The organism is Pseudomonas sp. TH07, assembly GCF_016651285.1.
Lineage (GTDB): Bacteria > Pseudomonadota > Gammaproteobacteria > Pseudomonadales > Pseudomonadaceae > Aquipseudomonas.
On the sequence record NZ_JAEKED010000001.1, the window covers coordinates 6,034,105 to 6,049,481 of the forward strand.

Consider the following 15,377-nt stretch of genomic DNA (forward strand, 5'->3'; position numbering starts at 1 on the left):
GGCCGGGCTTCCTTGTGGGTCAGCGCACACTGGCGCGCAGTTGAATAAAGCGCCGCGTGGCGTACAGCCCGGCCGGACGCGAATGACGTTGCGGGCCGAGCCAGGGCAGCAGCAGCGCCAGTTGCCCCTCGACCGGCTGCTGCTCCAGGGCGGTGGCCAGGGCCTGGGTTTCCGGATCCTCGACTGCGGGCGGTGGCGCGGCGTCATGGGCACTGCCGAGGCGCGCCGGGGTGATGCGCGGGCGAGCGTCCCAGTCGCCGGCGATCCAGTCCTGCAGCAGTTGTTTCTCAAAACCGCTGAACACCCCGAACATCGCCGCGCCCGCGCCCTCGATCAATTGCCAGAAGCGGCTGTCGGCCGGGTCCTGATGGCGCTTGATCCAGCCTCTGGCCTGCAACGCCTGGAGGAATGCCGGGATCTGCCCCGGCTCGGCCAGCCATTGGTTGACGCTCTTGCCTTCGAAGCGGCAGTAGTCGGAATGCATGTGCTGGCCAAAGCGCCGCTTGCGTTCGAGCATGGCCACCACCTCACGCTCCAGGTCGAAACCCCGGATCACCGCGCTCGATCCCAGGCCCAGGTCGTTGAGGCGATAACCACGCCGCACCCGACGCCAGTACTCGTCGGCGTCCATACCCATAGGCCTGAGTTCCAGCACCGACTGCACCGCGCGCCGGGCATGGCCGGTGCTGGCGTTGTCGATGGTGACATGCAGGGTGAAGTAGTACGGGTCGATGCCCAGTTCACTGAGTTCATAGGCGCTGATCAGCAGGTGCAGGGGCAGCTGCTCGTAGCCCAGGTTGTAGCCCAGCACCTCGGGCATATAGGCCTCGGCGCAACAGCCGAGTGCCAGCTGAATGGCGCCCTGGCGATACAGTTCGTCATCCAGCGGCAGGTCAGCGTCGCAGCCCTGTTCGGCGAGCAGGCGACGATAGATCGCCACATGGTTCTGCGCCGGCTCGCCGTCGCCCAACTCTTCGAGGTAGGTGGTCAACAGGCCGTCGTAACGGTAGTCCTGCCAGTGGCCCAGGGCGCCGTAGAGCCAGGCTCCATCCACCAGTTTGGTGGGCGCCACACCTTGCAGGAAATACAGCGCATGGGCCTTGTTCTGAAAGTAGCGCCGGGGGGCGCCCTGCTGCCGCGCCGTTAAATACGCGGCGTAGTCCTGGGCCACATCGGCACAATTGCCCTCGATCCAGGCCAGCAACTGCTCGGGATGCTCGGGCAGCGGGTCATCGCCGGCCTCGGCCTGTTGCAGTTGCTGGCGCAGAAAGTCGTCAGCCAGGGTCCGTGACTGCGGGTCGGCATCGGCCAACAAGCGCTGGTAAAGGCTATGCAGGGGCTCGCCCTGGTACAACTCGCCGGGAGTACCGCGCAGTGCTTCGAGCAGGCTCATGAGCGGCTCCCCGGGGTGCGAGACGAATAGCGTACGGCGGCTAAATCAGGCATGGCAGGCTCCAGCACCAGTAAAGGGTCGACGCGTCGACGGCCATCACGGCCGGACGCCGGGCGTTGTTGCACGCCTCTAGAAGGAAGAGCGCTGCGCCTCGAAAAAAATTCCATCGCCGTGCAGCCGCCCGCGACAACCGGTGCAGGCGGCTGTTGAGCACTACGGGAATGGACGGCGGCGAGGCGGGTCAGCGGCGTTTGCGCGTGCCCAGTTCGATCCAGGTCGGCGCGTGGTCGCTGGCATGGGGCTCGTTGCGCACCCAGGCGTCGACCCCGGCGTTTTTCAGGTAAGGCGCCAGGGCCGGGTTGAGCAGCAGGTGGTCGATGCGCAGCCCGGAGTTGCTCTGCCAGTGCTGGCGAAAGTAATCCCAGAAGGTGTAGACCTGTTCCTCGGGGTACAGGTGGCGCAAGGCATCGGTCCAGCCCTGGTCCAGCAGACGCTGGTAGCAGGCGCGGCTTTGCGGTTGGAGCAAGGCGTCCTTGAGCCAGGAGCGGGTGTTGTAGATATCGAAATCGGTGGGCACCACGTTGTAGTCGCCGGCCAGCAGCACCGGATGCTCGCTGCTTTGCAGCTGCGCCGCGTGCGCGATCAGGCGTTCGAACCAGGCCAGTTTGTAGTCGAACTTTGGCCCCGGTTGCGGGTTGCCGTTGGGCAGGTACAGGCAGCCCACCACGATGCCGTGGACCGCCGCTTCCAGGTAGCGGCTCTGGGGGTCGTCCTCGGTGCCGGGCAAGGACCGGCGGATCTCCAGCGGCTGCGAATCCCGGGCCAGGATCGCCACCCCGTTCCACGAGGCCTGGCCCCGATACAGGCTGCCGTAACCGGCCGCTTCCAGTTGGCTGGCGGGGAAATCCCGATCCACTGCCTTCAGCTCCTGCAGGCAGGCGATGTCGGGGCGCTCGCGTTCGAGCCAGTCCAGCAGGTTGGGCAATCGCGCGCGGATACCATTGATATTGAAGGTGGCGATCTTCAGCGCTTTCATCCCAGGCGCCCCTGTGCCGGGGGCTTTTCCAGCGCCTGGGTCACGGCTTCGAGCAACTGCAACTGGGTGTAGGGCTTGAACAACCGTGGCAGGGTGCTGGCCAGGCCGGCGAGGTCCTGGGCATAGCCGGTGGCCAGGATGACCGGCAACTCCGGACGCAATTGGCGCATGGCCTCGGCCAGTTGCGCACCATCCATTTGCGGCATGGCGACGTCGGTGATCATCAGGTCGATGTCCGGCTCGTGCTCGATGCAATGCAGGGCCTGGGCCCCGGAGTCTGCGCAGATCACCCGGTGGCCCAGGTCTTCGAGCAGCAGCGTGGTGCTGTTGAGCACCAGGCTGTCATCGTCGACCACCAGCACCGACAACGGTTTGAACGTCGGTTTCAGGCCTGGATCCTGTTTCAGCGGCAACTGACGGGCCGCTTCGGTGGCCAGGGGCAGCCACAGCTCGGCGGTGGTGCCCTGGCCCTTGCTGCTCTTGAGCACCAGCCGCCCGCCCAGCTGTTCGGCCAGGCCATGCACCATGGACAAACCGAGCCCGGTGCCCTTGCCCAGGCCCTTGGTGGTGAAGAAAGGCTCGGCGGCGCAGGCCAGGGTCTGTTCATCCATGCCTTCGCCGGTGTCCATCACCGACAGGCACACGTAGTGCGTTTCACCCAAGGTACCGAGGGCGCCGCGCACCTGGGCACTGATATGGATACTGCCGCCGCCGGGCATGGCATCCCGGGCGTTGCTCGCCAGGTTGAGCAGGGCCAGTTCCAACTGGTTGATATCGGCCTGCACCGCCGGCAGCTCGGGCGGCAGTTCGGCGGTGACAATCACCTGGGGCCCCACGGAACTGCACAGCAGGTCATTGAGGCTGGCCAGCAGCTGGCTCAGTTGCACCGATTCGGTCTTGAGTTCCTGGCGCCGGGCAAAGGCCAGCATGCGCTGGGTCAGCGACACCCCGCGCTGGGCGCCCAGCACGGCATTGGTCGCCAGACGCGTCAGCTTCGGGTCATCCCCCAGGCGCTTTTGCAGCAGTTCCAGGTTGCCCAGGATCACCGTCAGCAGGTTGTTGAAGTCATGGGCGATGCCACCGCTGAGCTGGCCGATGGCCTGGAGTTTCTGCGACTGGAACAGCGCCTCCCGCGCCAGTTCGAGTTTTTTCTGGGCTTCGAAGGCTTCGCTGATGTCCCGGGTGATTTTGGCGAAGCCGATGATTTCCCCGGTGTCGGCGCGGATCGGGTCGACCACCACATGGGCCAGAAACTGCGTGCCGTCCTTGCGCACCCGCCAGCCCTGCTTTTCGAAGCGCCCGTCCTGCCGGGCAATCTCCAGGGTCCGCGCCGGCTCCCCGGCGGCGCGGTCCTGCTCGCTATAAAACAGCGAGAAATGCTTGCCGATGATCTCCTGGGCGGCATAGCCCTTGATCCGTTGCGCCCCCAGGTTCCAGCTGCTGACCCGGCCCTGGGCATCGAGTATGTAGATGGCGTAATCGGTGACGCTCTGCACCAGCAGGCGAAATTGCTGCTCGCTCTGCTTCAGGGTCTGCTCGGCGAGTTTGTGCTCGGTCAGGTCGCGGGTGATTTTCGCAAACCCCAGCAACTGGCCCTGGGGGTCGCGGATCGGGTCGACCACCACATGGCACCAGAAGTGCGTGCCATCCTTGCGCACCCGCCAGCCCTCGCCCTCGAACCGACCCTCGTGCAGGGCAGTATCCAGGGTGCGCTGGGGTAGCCCGGCCTGACGGTCCTCGGGGGTATAGAAACAGGAGAAATGCGCGCCGAGGATTTCCGCTTCCTGATAGCCCTTGAAGCGTCTGGCCCCGGTGTTCCAACTGACGACAAACCCCTGGGCGTCGATCATGTAGATCGCGTAATCGATCACGGCATCGACCAACAGCCGAAAGCGATCATCATCGACGCGGGGTGGCAGCTCGGGCTGGTCAGACATGGCGGTCTCCGCGGTTTATTATTGTGTGCCTGAACAAAGGGGGGTTCCTGCCCCGAACGGGGCGCCGAATCAGTCTGCACCCTCCCCTTGAAAATACAACATGCCATTCGTGCCGCCCTGCAGCGGCCTGCCCCCACGGGAAGCGCCGCCACGCGGGCTGCAATGTTCATCGGACAAGTCCCAGCGCGCTTCCATTCATCGTTGATCGGCAAATTTTTTAAACTTTCCGGGCTCCTGCGCTTTCCCAATCTGGCGAGGTTTGAAATCGCTCACCGGATGAGGACTGCACCCTGACCGCCCGTGGCAGATGCCCTTGGGTCGTGCATTGCACCTGGTCCCAGCAAGAGGTTCTCCCATGAAAAATTCTTTGCGTACCACATTGGCCCTGGCTGGCCTGGCCTGCGTGCTGGCAGGCCCGGTGCAGGCGGCAACCGCCGATACCCACCAGGCGCCAAACGCGTCGGGCATGAACAGCAACGACAACGGCGGCTCGGCAATGCCACCGGGCACCAACCCCAGCCCGCCCAGCGGCGGCACCGGTTCGGGCGCCAAACCCAAGAACAACACCACAAATACCCAACCCGGCCCGTACTCCAACGACCAGTTGCAGAACAATAAATCGGAACAGACCCAGAAAGGCCCGATGGGCACCGGCAAGGCGGGCTCCGGCGGCGCGGTCGGCGCAGGTTCGGGGGCTGGGGGCGCCGGCGACTGATTGAAGGAGACGGCCCATGACCTTTCATGCCGTGGCCCGCCTGGATGAGTTGCGTGACGACCGCGGCATACGGGTCCAGGCCGGGGCCGAGGAAGTCGTGCTGCTGCGCCATGGCCAGGCCGTCCGCGCGTTCCAGGCCCAATGCCCGCATGCCGGCGCACCGCTGGAAGACGGGGCGGTCTGTGCAGGCCGGCTGATCTGCCCCTGGCACAAGGCGGCGTTTGCCCTGGAAAACGGCGAGGTCTGTGAGCCGCCGGCTTTGGCGCACCTCAAGCGCTACGGAGTGCGGGTCGAGGAACAGACCGTGTGGGTCGATGACCAGCCCATGCCGGCGACGCCCCCCTCCTCCCGACGCGACAATCGCTGTTTTGTGGTGGTGGGTGCCGGGGCGGCCGGCAGCGCGGCCATCTTCGCCCTGCGGGCCAAGGGCTATGCCGGGCGACTGGTGTGGATCGACCCGGAACACCCCACGTCCTACGACCGTACCGCCTTGAGCAAATTCGTGATCGCCGGCGACATGGCGGTCGAAGAAATCCCCTCCCTGCTCGACCCGCATTTTTATCGCAGCGCCGATATCCAGCGCCTGCGCGGCAAAGTGCGCGCGGTGAATGCCGACGCGCGCACCCTGACCCTGGCCGACGGCCAGAGCCTGACCTACGACGCGGCGCTGCTGGCCACCGGCGGCATTGCCCAGCGGCCGGCGATTGCCGGCGCCCAACTGCCGGGGACCTTTGTCCTGCGTTCCCTGGCCGATGCCGAACAGTTGCTCGATGCCTGCGCGCCGGGCAGCCGAGTGGTGATTATCGGCGACGGTTTTATCGGCCTGGAAGCGGCCTCGGCCATGATCAAGGCCGGGTTGCAGGTGCAGGTGGTGGCGCGCCACGCCGTGCCCCTGGCCAAGCAGTTGGGGCAGCGCATCGGCCGCTCCTTGCGCGACCTGCACCAGCGCAACGGCGTGATTTTCCACCCCGACACCGAGGCCGTGAGGCTTGAGGGCACGAGCCGGGTCGAAGCGGTAATGCTGCGGGACGGCACCCGGCTCGACACTGATCTGGTGCTGTTCGGCACCGGCATCAAACCGGCGACCGGCCTGACCCGTGGCCTGCCCCTGGCCGACGACCAGTCACTCCAGGCCGATGGCCAGATGCGCGTGGCCGAAGGCCTGTGGGCGGCCGGCGACATGCTGACTTTCCCCCTCGCCGGTCGCCCGCTGCGCCTCGAACATTGGCGCCTGGCGCAGCAGCAGGCCTTTCTCGCCGCCGGCAATATGCTGGGTGGGCACCGGGAATTTGCCGATGTGCCGTTTTTCTGGACTTACCACTACGGCAACACCTTCGAAGTCCTGGGCCACGCCCGGGACTGGACGCACATTGAGTACCTGGGAGAACCGGAGCGCCAGTGCTTTATCGCGCTGCTGTGCGTCGATGAACAGGTCGAATCGGTGGTGGCCTGCGAGCACCAGCGCACCATGGCCGTGCTCGCGCAACGCATGCAGCGACCGCTGTCACGCAGCGAGGCCCTGGCCTTGATCGAGGCGGTCGAGGGTGACGGCGCCTGACGCTGAATTCGGCGCCAGTCGACTCAGGGCTGTTCCAGGTGTTCGAACCCAGCGTCGCAGGGTTCGATCTCGGGCAATGGTCGCGGCCATGCTGTTCCCCGCCACTGCCGGGATTCAGCGCAACAAACGCCGCAGCCCCGCTTCAAACGCCCCTTCCAGGGCGTGCCCAGCCTCACCGGCCAAGGCCAGCGCCAGGGCATGGCCGTGGGTGTAGTCGAGCAGCAGGTCGAACAGCACCGGGTCATCGTCGAACTGGCCCACCGCCTGCCGCAGGCGTGCGCTGAGGTCCGCCAGCGAGCCATGGAACAACTGCGGGTCACTGAGGACGCACAAGGTCAAAGCCGGGTGCCGGCGAACCCGCGCCATATAGCCACCCAACAGGGCCTGGAGCCGTTGCCGGGGCGGCAGGTCCGGTGCCGGTTCGGGCAGCGGTTCGGCGTGCACTCGCTCCACCAGCAGGCGCATCAGGTTGTGCTGATCGCCCACGTGATAGGCCACCGACATCGGCGTGATCCCCAGTTGCCGCGCCAAAGCTCTGCCACCAAAGCCCTGAGGGCCCACTGCTTCCAGCAGGATCAGGCCGGCGTCCAGGACCTGGTCGAGGTTGCGCGAGCAACCGGCTGCGGGACGACCGCTGCGCCTGGTTTTCTCAGTCATGGGCGGGCACCGTCTCGACGCGATAACGGGTACTGACCAGGCCATCGGCATACAGCGTCGAAGCGACCACGCTCAAACGCACATCCCCCTCAAGTTCGCCGAACAGGGGCCGCCCGCTGCCGATCAGCACCGGCACCCGGGTCAGGGTCAATTCGTCGATCAACCCGGCGTGCAAAAAGCTTCGAATCACCGCCCCGCCATCGATATAGGCATGTTCCCAGCCCTGGGCCCGCAGCTGCGCCACCAGTGCCAGGGGCTCGGCGGCGCTGATCCGCAGCCGGTGCCGCAGGGGGTGCGGCACATCCTGATCACTCAAGGTACGGCTGAGCACCACCACCGGTTTTTCGAACGGCCAGGGCTCGAAGCCCAGGACGCTTTCATAGGTGCCACGGCCCATGACAATGCCATCCACCGAGGCCATGAACGCCCCGTAGCCATAGTCCTCGCCGGACTCCCCAGCGGGCAGCCAGTCGATGCCGCCATCGCTGCGGGCGATAAATCCATCCACCGATGTGGCGATAAAAACCTTGCCGAACGCCATAGCCGCTACCTCGCGCAAATAAACATACGGCGTATGATAAATCATTTTTCGTGTGGATCAGGCAGCCACTTGCTCATTCATTCACGGCCAGGCCAAAGGCACGCCCCACTCTTGAAAAGCCGGCGCTGCGTCTGCTCGCAGCACCGGCCACAAACGCCGCCCAGCGTCAGAAGCTGTAGCGGTAGCCGATATTGGCCGCCCAGGGACGGTCGATGCTGGAACCCTCGCTGGTCTCCAGATCGGCATACAGTTGGTGCTTGGGACTCACCTGCGCAGTGACCCCGGCCCCGGCATACCAGCCGCCGCCACTGCCATCGGGGCGGCTGCTGATGCCGTTGGTCTTGACCGTATTGCGGGCCGAGAAGTCTTCGACCCAACCGGCCTTGAGGTAGGGTTGCAGGCGCACGCCGTTGTCCAGTGGCAATGCGCGTCCGGTGCGGGCGCCGGCGCGCATCTGGGTCGACAGGCCGTTACCGGCATCGACTTGCAGGCCGTTGTCCAGGCGGTAGCTGTCCGCGGCCACGTAGAGCATCGAGACTTGCACCTGGGGTTCGACAAACCAGCCGTCATCGAGGTTGATTTTCTTGCCGGCTTCCACCGAAACCCCCGCCCCGTGGCTGCGTGAATGCCCGGAGACCTTGGCGCCATCGGTGCCGTGCACCTCCAGCCGGGTGGACCAGCGGTTGAGGGTGAGCAAGGTGTCGGTGTACCAGCCCGAGTCATCCAGATAGGTGGCGTAGGCCCCCGCGTGGTAACTGTCGAGCTTGCCGCTGCCCTCGCCCTTGAAATCGCGGTCGGTCTGGCTGTACCCCGCCAGGCCACCCACCACCAGCGCCCCCTGGGCAGTGGCGATGCGGGTGTCGATCCCCAGTTGGCTGCCCTGCACCCGTTGCGAAAAGTCCCGGCCCACGCCGTTGTCTAGGGATTGCTGCTGGCCGAAGCCACGGACCCACAGGCCCTGGCCGCCCGTACCGGCACGCAGTTCGCCGACCCGCTGTACCAGGGTCGCGCGCTCGGCGTCCCAGGTGCCGCGCAAGGTGGCGATGGCGCTGCTGTTGATGGCAGCACTGGCGCCGGTGGACAGGTTGTCCGGCCCTGGAGTCAGCGGCTGGTTGCGCCCGACGTTGACCAGGTTCCACTCGCCGGACTGGGCATCGCCTTGCAGCTCATAGCGATAGGTCCCGGCATCGACCACCTTCCCGGCGTTGGCCAGGCTGAACGAGCCCGGTCCCCCGGCACTCTCCACCAGGGTCAGGCGTTGCCCGTCGGCACCGGGTTCGGCGCCGGAGTTGCGGACCAGGATCTGGTTCTGCCCGGTGACCTGGCCACCGACCAGCAGCCGATCGCCCGCCTGCTGGCCCAGGTCGGTGTTCATGATGTACAGCCCGTCGCCGCTCAGGTCACCGCTCACCTTGAGTTGCTTGAAGGCGCCGCCCAGGCCCGGATCGGCGAACTCCACCACCCCGGCATTCGTCAACTGGTTGAGCGTGGAGTCGCCCGTTAGCGTCCAGAAGCTGCTGTCGTCGATGTCCAGCCGGGCGCTTTGCCGGTTGTCCTGAATGGCCCCCTGCAAGGTCGAATGATCGCCCAGGTTCAGTTGCAGGGTGCCGGCGTCGACCACGATGTCGCCGCTGATCTGCGACCTCACGGCATCCAGTTGCACATCCCCCGCCAACACCCCGCCGGCACGGTCGGTAATCCATAGCGCGGTGCCCGGCTGGCCGGCGCTGCGGGCCAGCAGGCGGCTGTCGGTGAGGCGGATGTCGAGGCCGCCGCCATTGACCAGGATGCCCACACCATCCTGGGTGACGATCTGGCTGGCGTTGACCTCGATGTCATTCACCACCCCGGCCCCGGTGGCGTAACTGACAATGCCGTGGGCGGAGGTACCCACCGTTTGCACGGCCGATCCCTGAAACCTGGCCGTGGAATTGTTGCTGATGGACAGGCCATAGGCTGATTCGCCCTCAGTCAACAGGTCGGAGTCGACAAGTGCCACGCTGGCTCCACGCCCGGAGGCGAACAGGCCGTAGGCGGAGTCACCGTGGGTCAGGATGCGGCTGTTACTGACGCTGACTTTGGCCCCGGACATTCGCGCCAGGGCGCCCACCGAACCACGGCCGAAGGTTTCGATCCATGCCCCTTTGACGTCGAACTCGGCGCCCGGGCTGTTGATGGTATCGGCCGATGCATACAGTGCGTGAGAGCTGGTGCCGTGGGTGACGATACTGCCCCCGGTGATGGTCGCCTTGCCAGCGCGGTTGTCGATGCCCGTCGCCTGGTTGCCGAAGGTTTCGATGGTGCTGCACTTGAGGTCGGCGCGGCTGTTGCTCCCGGGCATCCACAGCCCCGAACCGTAATTGCCCTGGGTGGTGATGCGCACGTTATCCAGGTCGGCGGCGGCGCTGTCAGCGTTGATGTTGATGCCGTAGCCGTTCTGCGAAACGATGTCGCTGTTGCTGACCTGGGCCACGCCGCCCGGTATCTGGTACAGCTGACTCAGCAGAATGCCGTCGCCCTTGGCGTTGATGCTGCCGTTGCGGAAGGTCAACGCCGCGCTGGTGACACGCACGCCCTGCCCGTCAGTCGCCGTCAGGTTGACGCCATTGGCGCTGATGGACGAACCAACCCCTTCAGCGGACATCGCGCCCATGCTGCCCAGGGTGTTGAGCGTCACGTTGTCCAGGCTGATGGAGGCACCGCTCGCGGCCCGCACCAGGGTGCCGCTCCAGGTCGCCGTGCTGGAAAGATCCATGTTCGAGGCCTGGATGCTGGAGCCGCTGCCACTGGCGGACAGGGCCTCGGCCTGATTGCCCGAGGTGCTGATCGAGCCACCGGACAACACCGCCTGGCCGCCGTCGATAGCCACCACCCCGCGACTGCCGGAGCCACCGGTGGTGATCTGCACATCGTTCAACGTCAGGCGGCTGCCGGTCCCCGTCACCAGCGCGCCGTCGGCCCGGTCGGAGCCGCCGGTGGTGATGCTGACGTCATTCAACGTGGCCTGGCCTCCGCCCTCCACCTGCACCCCGACCACCGCGCTGTTCGCGCTGGCCGCCGTGACCTGCACCTGGTAACCGTCGCCCTGCAACTGGTTTTGCGCGCCGCTGACACGAATCCCCGGGCCGCTGCCGGTGAAGTCGACGCGCACGTCATCGAGCACCCGAGATTCGCCTTGCGCGGAACTGAGGTCGATTTTTTCATAATCAGTCGCCTGAGCAGACTGGGCGGAAAGTGTCAGCAGCGGCAACACGGAAAATACCGTGAGCGCCCTTTTAACCAAAAACATAACTTTCACACCTTTGCATAGAGCAAGAGAGGCCTGGATGGTCGAATCTTTCACGCAACTAACCTATGAGAATTATCCTAAATGACGGGTATTAAGAATTTTCTTAAAGGGACTATTCAGCGATATCCCTAACATGGGCGGATGACTAAACACGGCCCTTCCCCGCAGCCCCTCAGGCACTTTTCCGGACCCCATATTCCGGTGGCTCTGCTGCGTCTGTTCATGCTCAGCTTGCTGTCTTGCATCCTGATCATTGCGGGGTTTTTGATTCAGGGTTCATTGACGGAAACCCTTTCCAGCTATCGGCGTCAGATGAATGCCGCGGCCTTCAATGCGCAACAGTTCTTCAATCAACGGGAAAGTCTGCTGAAGGCTATTTCTTCTTCCGCCGTGCGCAATATCGACGGCAGCCTAAGTTCCAAAACTGCCAACTTCCTTGCAACTAATAATCAACTACGCCTGTTACCCCTGGGGAATAACGCCGCTAACTATTCCTGGGCGCTGATCCTCACGGCCCGCGACCTGATCGAGATCGCCAGCACCCACAGCGAACTGATTTACCTGGCCCCGGACCAGGGCCTGATCCGCACTGTGTATGAGCCCGGGGGCGGCAGCGGCACGAACCTCGATGCCAGCGCCCAGTGGCTGCAAAGCCTCGACCAGAGCGCGGCGCAAGCCTTGTTGAACCAGCACCCGGGGGCGCGCACCCTGTGGTCCTGGGTGCCCAACGGCAGTTCGAAACAGGTGTACCTGCTGCGCCCGATCGACGAGCACAACGCTGCCGACGGCTGGCTCGGGCTGCAACTCAAAGAGACCGACCTGGCGCTCGACCCCTTGCAATTGCACCAGGGCAAATACGTGCTCTATGACGCCAACGGCGCGGTGGTGCTGCACAGTGCCGCCTGGGCGGTGCCCGAGGCGCTGTCGCGGTTCAAGGCCGAGGAAGACTCCTTCGGCCTGCACCGCCTGCGCGGCCTGCCCGACTACGTCGTGCTCAACAAGTCGGTGGGCAACGCCGGATGGCGCCTGGTGTACTACGCCCCGGTCAGCCAATTGCTGCAGGACACCGCAGGCCCTCTGTACACCACAGCCCTGATGACCCTGCTGCTGTTTGCCGGGATTTTCCTCGGGGCACGCTTTATCCGCCTGCGCCTGGTGGAGCCTGCGGTTCGCCATTACAGCGCACTGGCGGACAGCGTCTCGCTCAACCACCGGTTTATCGAAATGGCCCCGGTGGGCCTGTGCCTGATTCGCCGCGACGAGGGCTCGCTGATCCTGTCCAACGAGTCGGGCCGGCGCTGGCTGGCCGCAGTCCCGGAACTGCAGGCGCAGATCCTGGCCACCGCCCACGGCCGGGTCCACGCCATCGAGCACCAGTTGGCGGACGGCACCTTTCTCCAGCTGACCTGCGCCCCCACCGGCTACAACGGCGTGGCCGCGGTGCTGTGCTGCATGAACGATGTCACCGACTTCAAGCTGGCCGAGCAATCGCTGCTCCAGGCCAAGAGCCTGTCGGACCAGGCCAACCGTGAAAAAACCCTGTTCCTGAGCACCCTCAGCCACGAGATCCGCACCCCGATGTACGGCATTCTCGGTTCCCTGGAAATGCTCGACACCACGCCCCTCAATGCCCAGCAGCAGGACTACCTGCAAGCCTCGCAGCAAGCCTCCTCGGCGCTGATGCGCACCATCAACGACACCCTCGACCTGTCGCTGATCGAGTCCGGCCGGCTGAGCCTGAACCTCGCCCCGTTCTCCCCGGTGCAACTGGTAGAAGAAGTGGCCTTCAGCTACTCGGCCCGGGCCCGTGGCAAGGGCCTGCGGCTGTACGTGACCCTGGACCCGGACACGCCCGAACAGGTGCTCGGCGATGGCGGGCGGATCCGGCAGATCCTCAACAACCTGGTGAGCAACGCGATCAAGTTCACCGAGTCGGGCCATGTGATCCTGCGCCTGCATTGCACGCCAACCAGCGGCCACCTGGCCCGCTTGCGTTTCCAGGTGGTCGACACCGGCCCCGGCATTGCTGGCGAATTCCAGGCCAGGTTGTTCGAACCTTACTACCGGGTACCCAGCTGGTTGAGCCAGGAAGCCTGCGGCACCGGCCTGGGCCTGGCGATCTGCGCGCGCCTGGCGGACATGATGCACGGCCAGCTCTCGGCCATCAGTGAGCCCGGGCTGGGTTCGAGCTTCGGCCTGAGCCTGGCCCTGGAAGCCGTTACCGACCGCCCCGAACCTGAAATGCCGCGCCTGGGCGTGACCCCGGTGTATGTCCGGGGCGACGTGCTGGAAGTGGTGCAGAACCTCTGCCACTGGCTGCGCCGCTGGGGCGCACTGGCCTTGCCCTACACCCCGGGCAACGAGGCCCCGCCCCTGCGCTCGGTGCTGGTGGAGGCGTTTCTCGACCCGTTCAAACTCGGCCCCTGGAGCGGTCCGCGGGTGATCATGCATGCCCCCGGGATGGCCCCCGCGCTACGCCAGGCGAACCCGGCCTGGGTCGCGCGGATGTACAGCCTCGACAGCCTGCGCGACGCCGTGGCCCAGGCACAGGCCGGGATTGTCAGCGAAATGCGCTTTTCGCCGCCGGACAACCTGGCACCGCAGATGGACCTCAGGCTGCTGGCGGTGGACGACAGCCCCCTGGCCTTGCAGGTGATCCTGCAACAAGGCCTGTACCTGGGGAACCGGGTGGTGGCGGTCGCCAGCGCCGTCGACGCCCTGAAACGCGACGACCTGCTGGCGTTCGATGCGGTGCTGACCGACTTGCAGATGCAGCACATGGACGGCCTGGCATTCGCCCGCACCCTGCGTGAGCGCGGCTTCGACGGGCCGATCATCGGCATCACCGGTGAGCTGTCGCCGGTGCTGCGCAGCCGCTGCGAATCAGCGGGGATTCGTCATCTGCTTATCAAGCCGGTACCTCTGGATACGCTTTGCGAGGTACTTCAATCAGTAAAGAGGAAGGTGATGTGAGCATGCCCAAGACAATCCGTGTTCTGGTACTGGACGACCACCCGATCCAGTGCCTGCGGGTCAAGCGCTTGCTGGAAGAGGCAGGCTTTGGCACCGTACACACGACCCTCGACGCCCGCCAGGCCCTGGCCCTGTTGCACCAGCAGGAATACGACCTGGTGCTGGTGGACCTGCACATGCCGGAGATGGACGGCGTGCAATTCATCGACGCCCTGAGCGGTATGCCACGGGCACCGATCCTGGCTATCGTCTCGTCCTGCTCAAGGCGCCTGATGAACAGCGTCGGCCTGATGGCCAAGGAGAAAGGCCTGGCGGTACTGGGCACCTTCCCCAAACCGCTGGACGCCGGCCACGTGCAGCAGATCTGCACCATCATCAGCACCGGCCAGCGCGCCGGCACGCGGCTCAAGCCCGAGCACGAGCCGGTGTTCGAACGCCAGGTGCTGGAGCGGGCCATCGCCCGCCGCGAACTGCAGGCGCGGTTCCAGCCACGCCGCTCGCTGGCCAGCGGCAAGATCATCGGCGCCGAAGCCCTGGTGCGCTGGAACAACCCGTCCTTCGGTTTGTTGATGCCGGATTCGTTCCTGGCGTCCATCACCCGGCACCGACTGGATCGCGCGCTGCTGTTCCTGATGCTCGACGACGCGATCGAGGCGCAGAAGCACTGGCACGCCCTGGGCCACCGCATCACGGTATCGGTGAACCTGCCCACCGGGCTGCTGGATGACCCCGACCTGCCGGACCACCTGCAACAGATGACCGCCCGCGCCGGCCTGGCCACCCGCGACATCTGCTTCGAATTGCTGGAAACCGAACGCCCACTATCGCCCGGGCAATACCACATGGGCGCCAGTCGCCTGCGGCTGAAGGGTTTCGGCCTGGCTCAGGACGACTTCGGCATGGGCTACAGTTCGATGTACAGCCTGATTTCGACGCCTTTTACCGAGATGAAAATCGACCGCCACTTCGTCAACGGCGCAGCAGCCGACGAAGCCCGGGCCGCGGCCCTGGTGGCAGCGGTGCAACTGGGTCGGCAATTGGGCCTGGAAGTGGTTGCCGAAGGCGTGGAGTCAGGACGTGACCTGGAGTTTCTGCGGCTTATTGGCTGTGACAGCGCCCAGGGTTATCTTATTTCCGCGGCATTGGAGCTGGACGCTTTCTCGCAGTTGCTGGGATGCAGTGTACCGCCACCTTTTTCTCCACCCACCCGGGCCGCTTTTCCTACTCCATGCCAAACCTCCCGCTACGACGCATCGCGCGAAACTCTCGACGACTGAA

Annotated in this window: 10 protein-coding genes; 4 read left to right on the forward strand and 6 right to left on the reverse strand. The window is 65.3% G+C overall.

The genetic code is table 11. The annotated features are described in order from the left end of the window. Window positions 1-19 precede the first annotated feature (19 nt). The 3 genes from JFU57_RS27585 to JFU57_RS27595 all read right to left on the reverse strand — a co-directional run bounded on the left by JFU57_RS27585 (window position 20) and on the right by JFU57_RS27595 (window position 4,366). Window positions 20-1,393 (reverse strand): iron-containing redox enzyme family protein, encoded by a 1,374-nt coding sequence (locus tag JFU57_RS27585; protein ID WP_078468772.1) that lies wholly within the window; start codon window positions 1,391-1,393, stop codon window positions 20-22. A gap of 241 nt (window positions 1,394-1,634) precedes the next feature. Beyond that, window positions 1,635-2,429 carry an exodeoxyribonuclease III gene (locus JFU57_RS27590; protein WP_201131486.1) on the reverse strand — a complete coding sequence of 265 codons (795 nt, stop codon included), beginning with the start codon at window positions 2,427-2,429 and terminating at the stop codon, window positions 1,635-1,637. Beyond that, window positions 2,426-4,366, reverse strand: a complete 1,941-nt coding sequence (locus JFU57_RS27595) for a hybrid sensor histidine kinase/response regulator (RefSeq protein WP_201131487.1) — start codon at window positions 4,364-4,366, stop codon at window positions 2,426-2,428. Before JFU57_RS27595 ends, JFU57_RS27590 begins: the two co-directional genes overlap by 4 nt. A 355-nt stretch (window positions 4,367-4,721) precedes the next feature. On the opposite strand from JFU57_RS27595, the gene JFU57_RS27600 reads away from it, so the two are divergent. Both JFU57_RS27600 and JFU57_RS27605 read left to right on the forward strand, forming a co-directional pair. Further along, on the forward strand, window positions 4,722-5,081 hold the full coding sequence (locus JFU57_RS27600) for a hypothetical protein (protein WP_078468769.1): 360 nt from the start codon (window positions 4,722-4,724) through the stop codon (window positions 5,079-5,081). Between the two features lie 16 nt (window positions 5,082-5,097). Continuing rightward, window positions 5,098-6,639: an FAD-dependent oxidoreductase gene (locus JFU57_RS27605; protein WP_201131488.1), complete on the forward strand. Its 1,542-nt coding sequence runs from the start codon at window positions 5,098-5,100 to the stop codon at window positions 6,637-6,639. 114 nt (window positions 6,640-6,753) lie between these two features. Here JFU57_RS27605 and JFU57_RS27610 read toward each other — a convergent pair whose 3' ends face one another. From JFU57_RS27610 to JFU57_RS27620, 3 genes are all read right to left on the reverse strand, one after another. Continuing rightward, a complete protein-coding gene (locus tag JFU57_RS27610) occupies window positions 6,754-7,296 on the reverse strand; it encodes a TetR/AcrR family transcriptional regulator (RefSeq protein ID WP_201131489.1) in 543 nt (180 codons plus the stop codon). Continuing rightward, window positions 7,289-7,837, reverse strand: a complete 549-nt coding sequence (locus JFU57_RS27615) for a dihydrofolate reductase family protein (RefSeq protein ID WP_201131490.1) — start codon at window positions 7,835-7,837, stop codon at window positions 7,289-7,291. The genes JFU57_RS27610 and JFU57_RS27615 overlap by 8 nt, the downstream gene beginning before the upstream one ends. Before the next feature lie 166 nt (window positions 7,838-8,003). Beyond that, the gene (locus JFU57_RS27620; RefSeq protein ID WP_207202242.1) at window positions 8,004-11,126 is read right to left on the reverse strand and encodes an autotransporter outer membrane beta-barrel domain-containing protein; all 3,123 of its coding nucleotides are present in this window, start codon (window positions 11,124-11,126) and stop codon (window positions 8,004-8,006) included. A 201-nt stretch (window positions 11,127-11,327) separates the two neighbouring features. Between JFU57_RS27620 and JFU57_RS27625 the strand changes: the two genes are divergently transcribed. Together JFU57_RS27625 and JFU57_RS27630 are read left to right on the forward strand one after the other, a co-directional pair. Further along, on the forward strand, window positions 11,328-14,099 hold the full coding sequence (locus JFU57_RS27625) for an ATP-binding protein (protein WP_342032580.1): 2,772 nt from the start codon (window positions 11,328-11,330) through the stop codon (window positions 14,097-14,099). A 2-nt stretch (window positions 14,100-14,101) separates the two neighbouring features. After that, complete coding sequence (locus JFU57_RS27630) at window positions 14,102-15,376, forward strand: EAL domain-containing response regulator (protein ID WP_201131492.1); 1,275 nt, start codon at window positions 14,102-14,104, stop codon at window positions 15,374-15,376. The last annotated feature ends 1 nt before the right edge of the window (window position 15,377 follow it).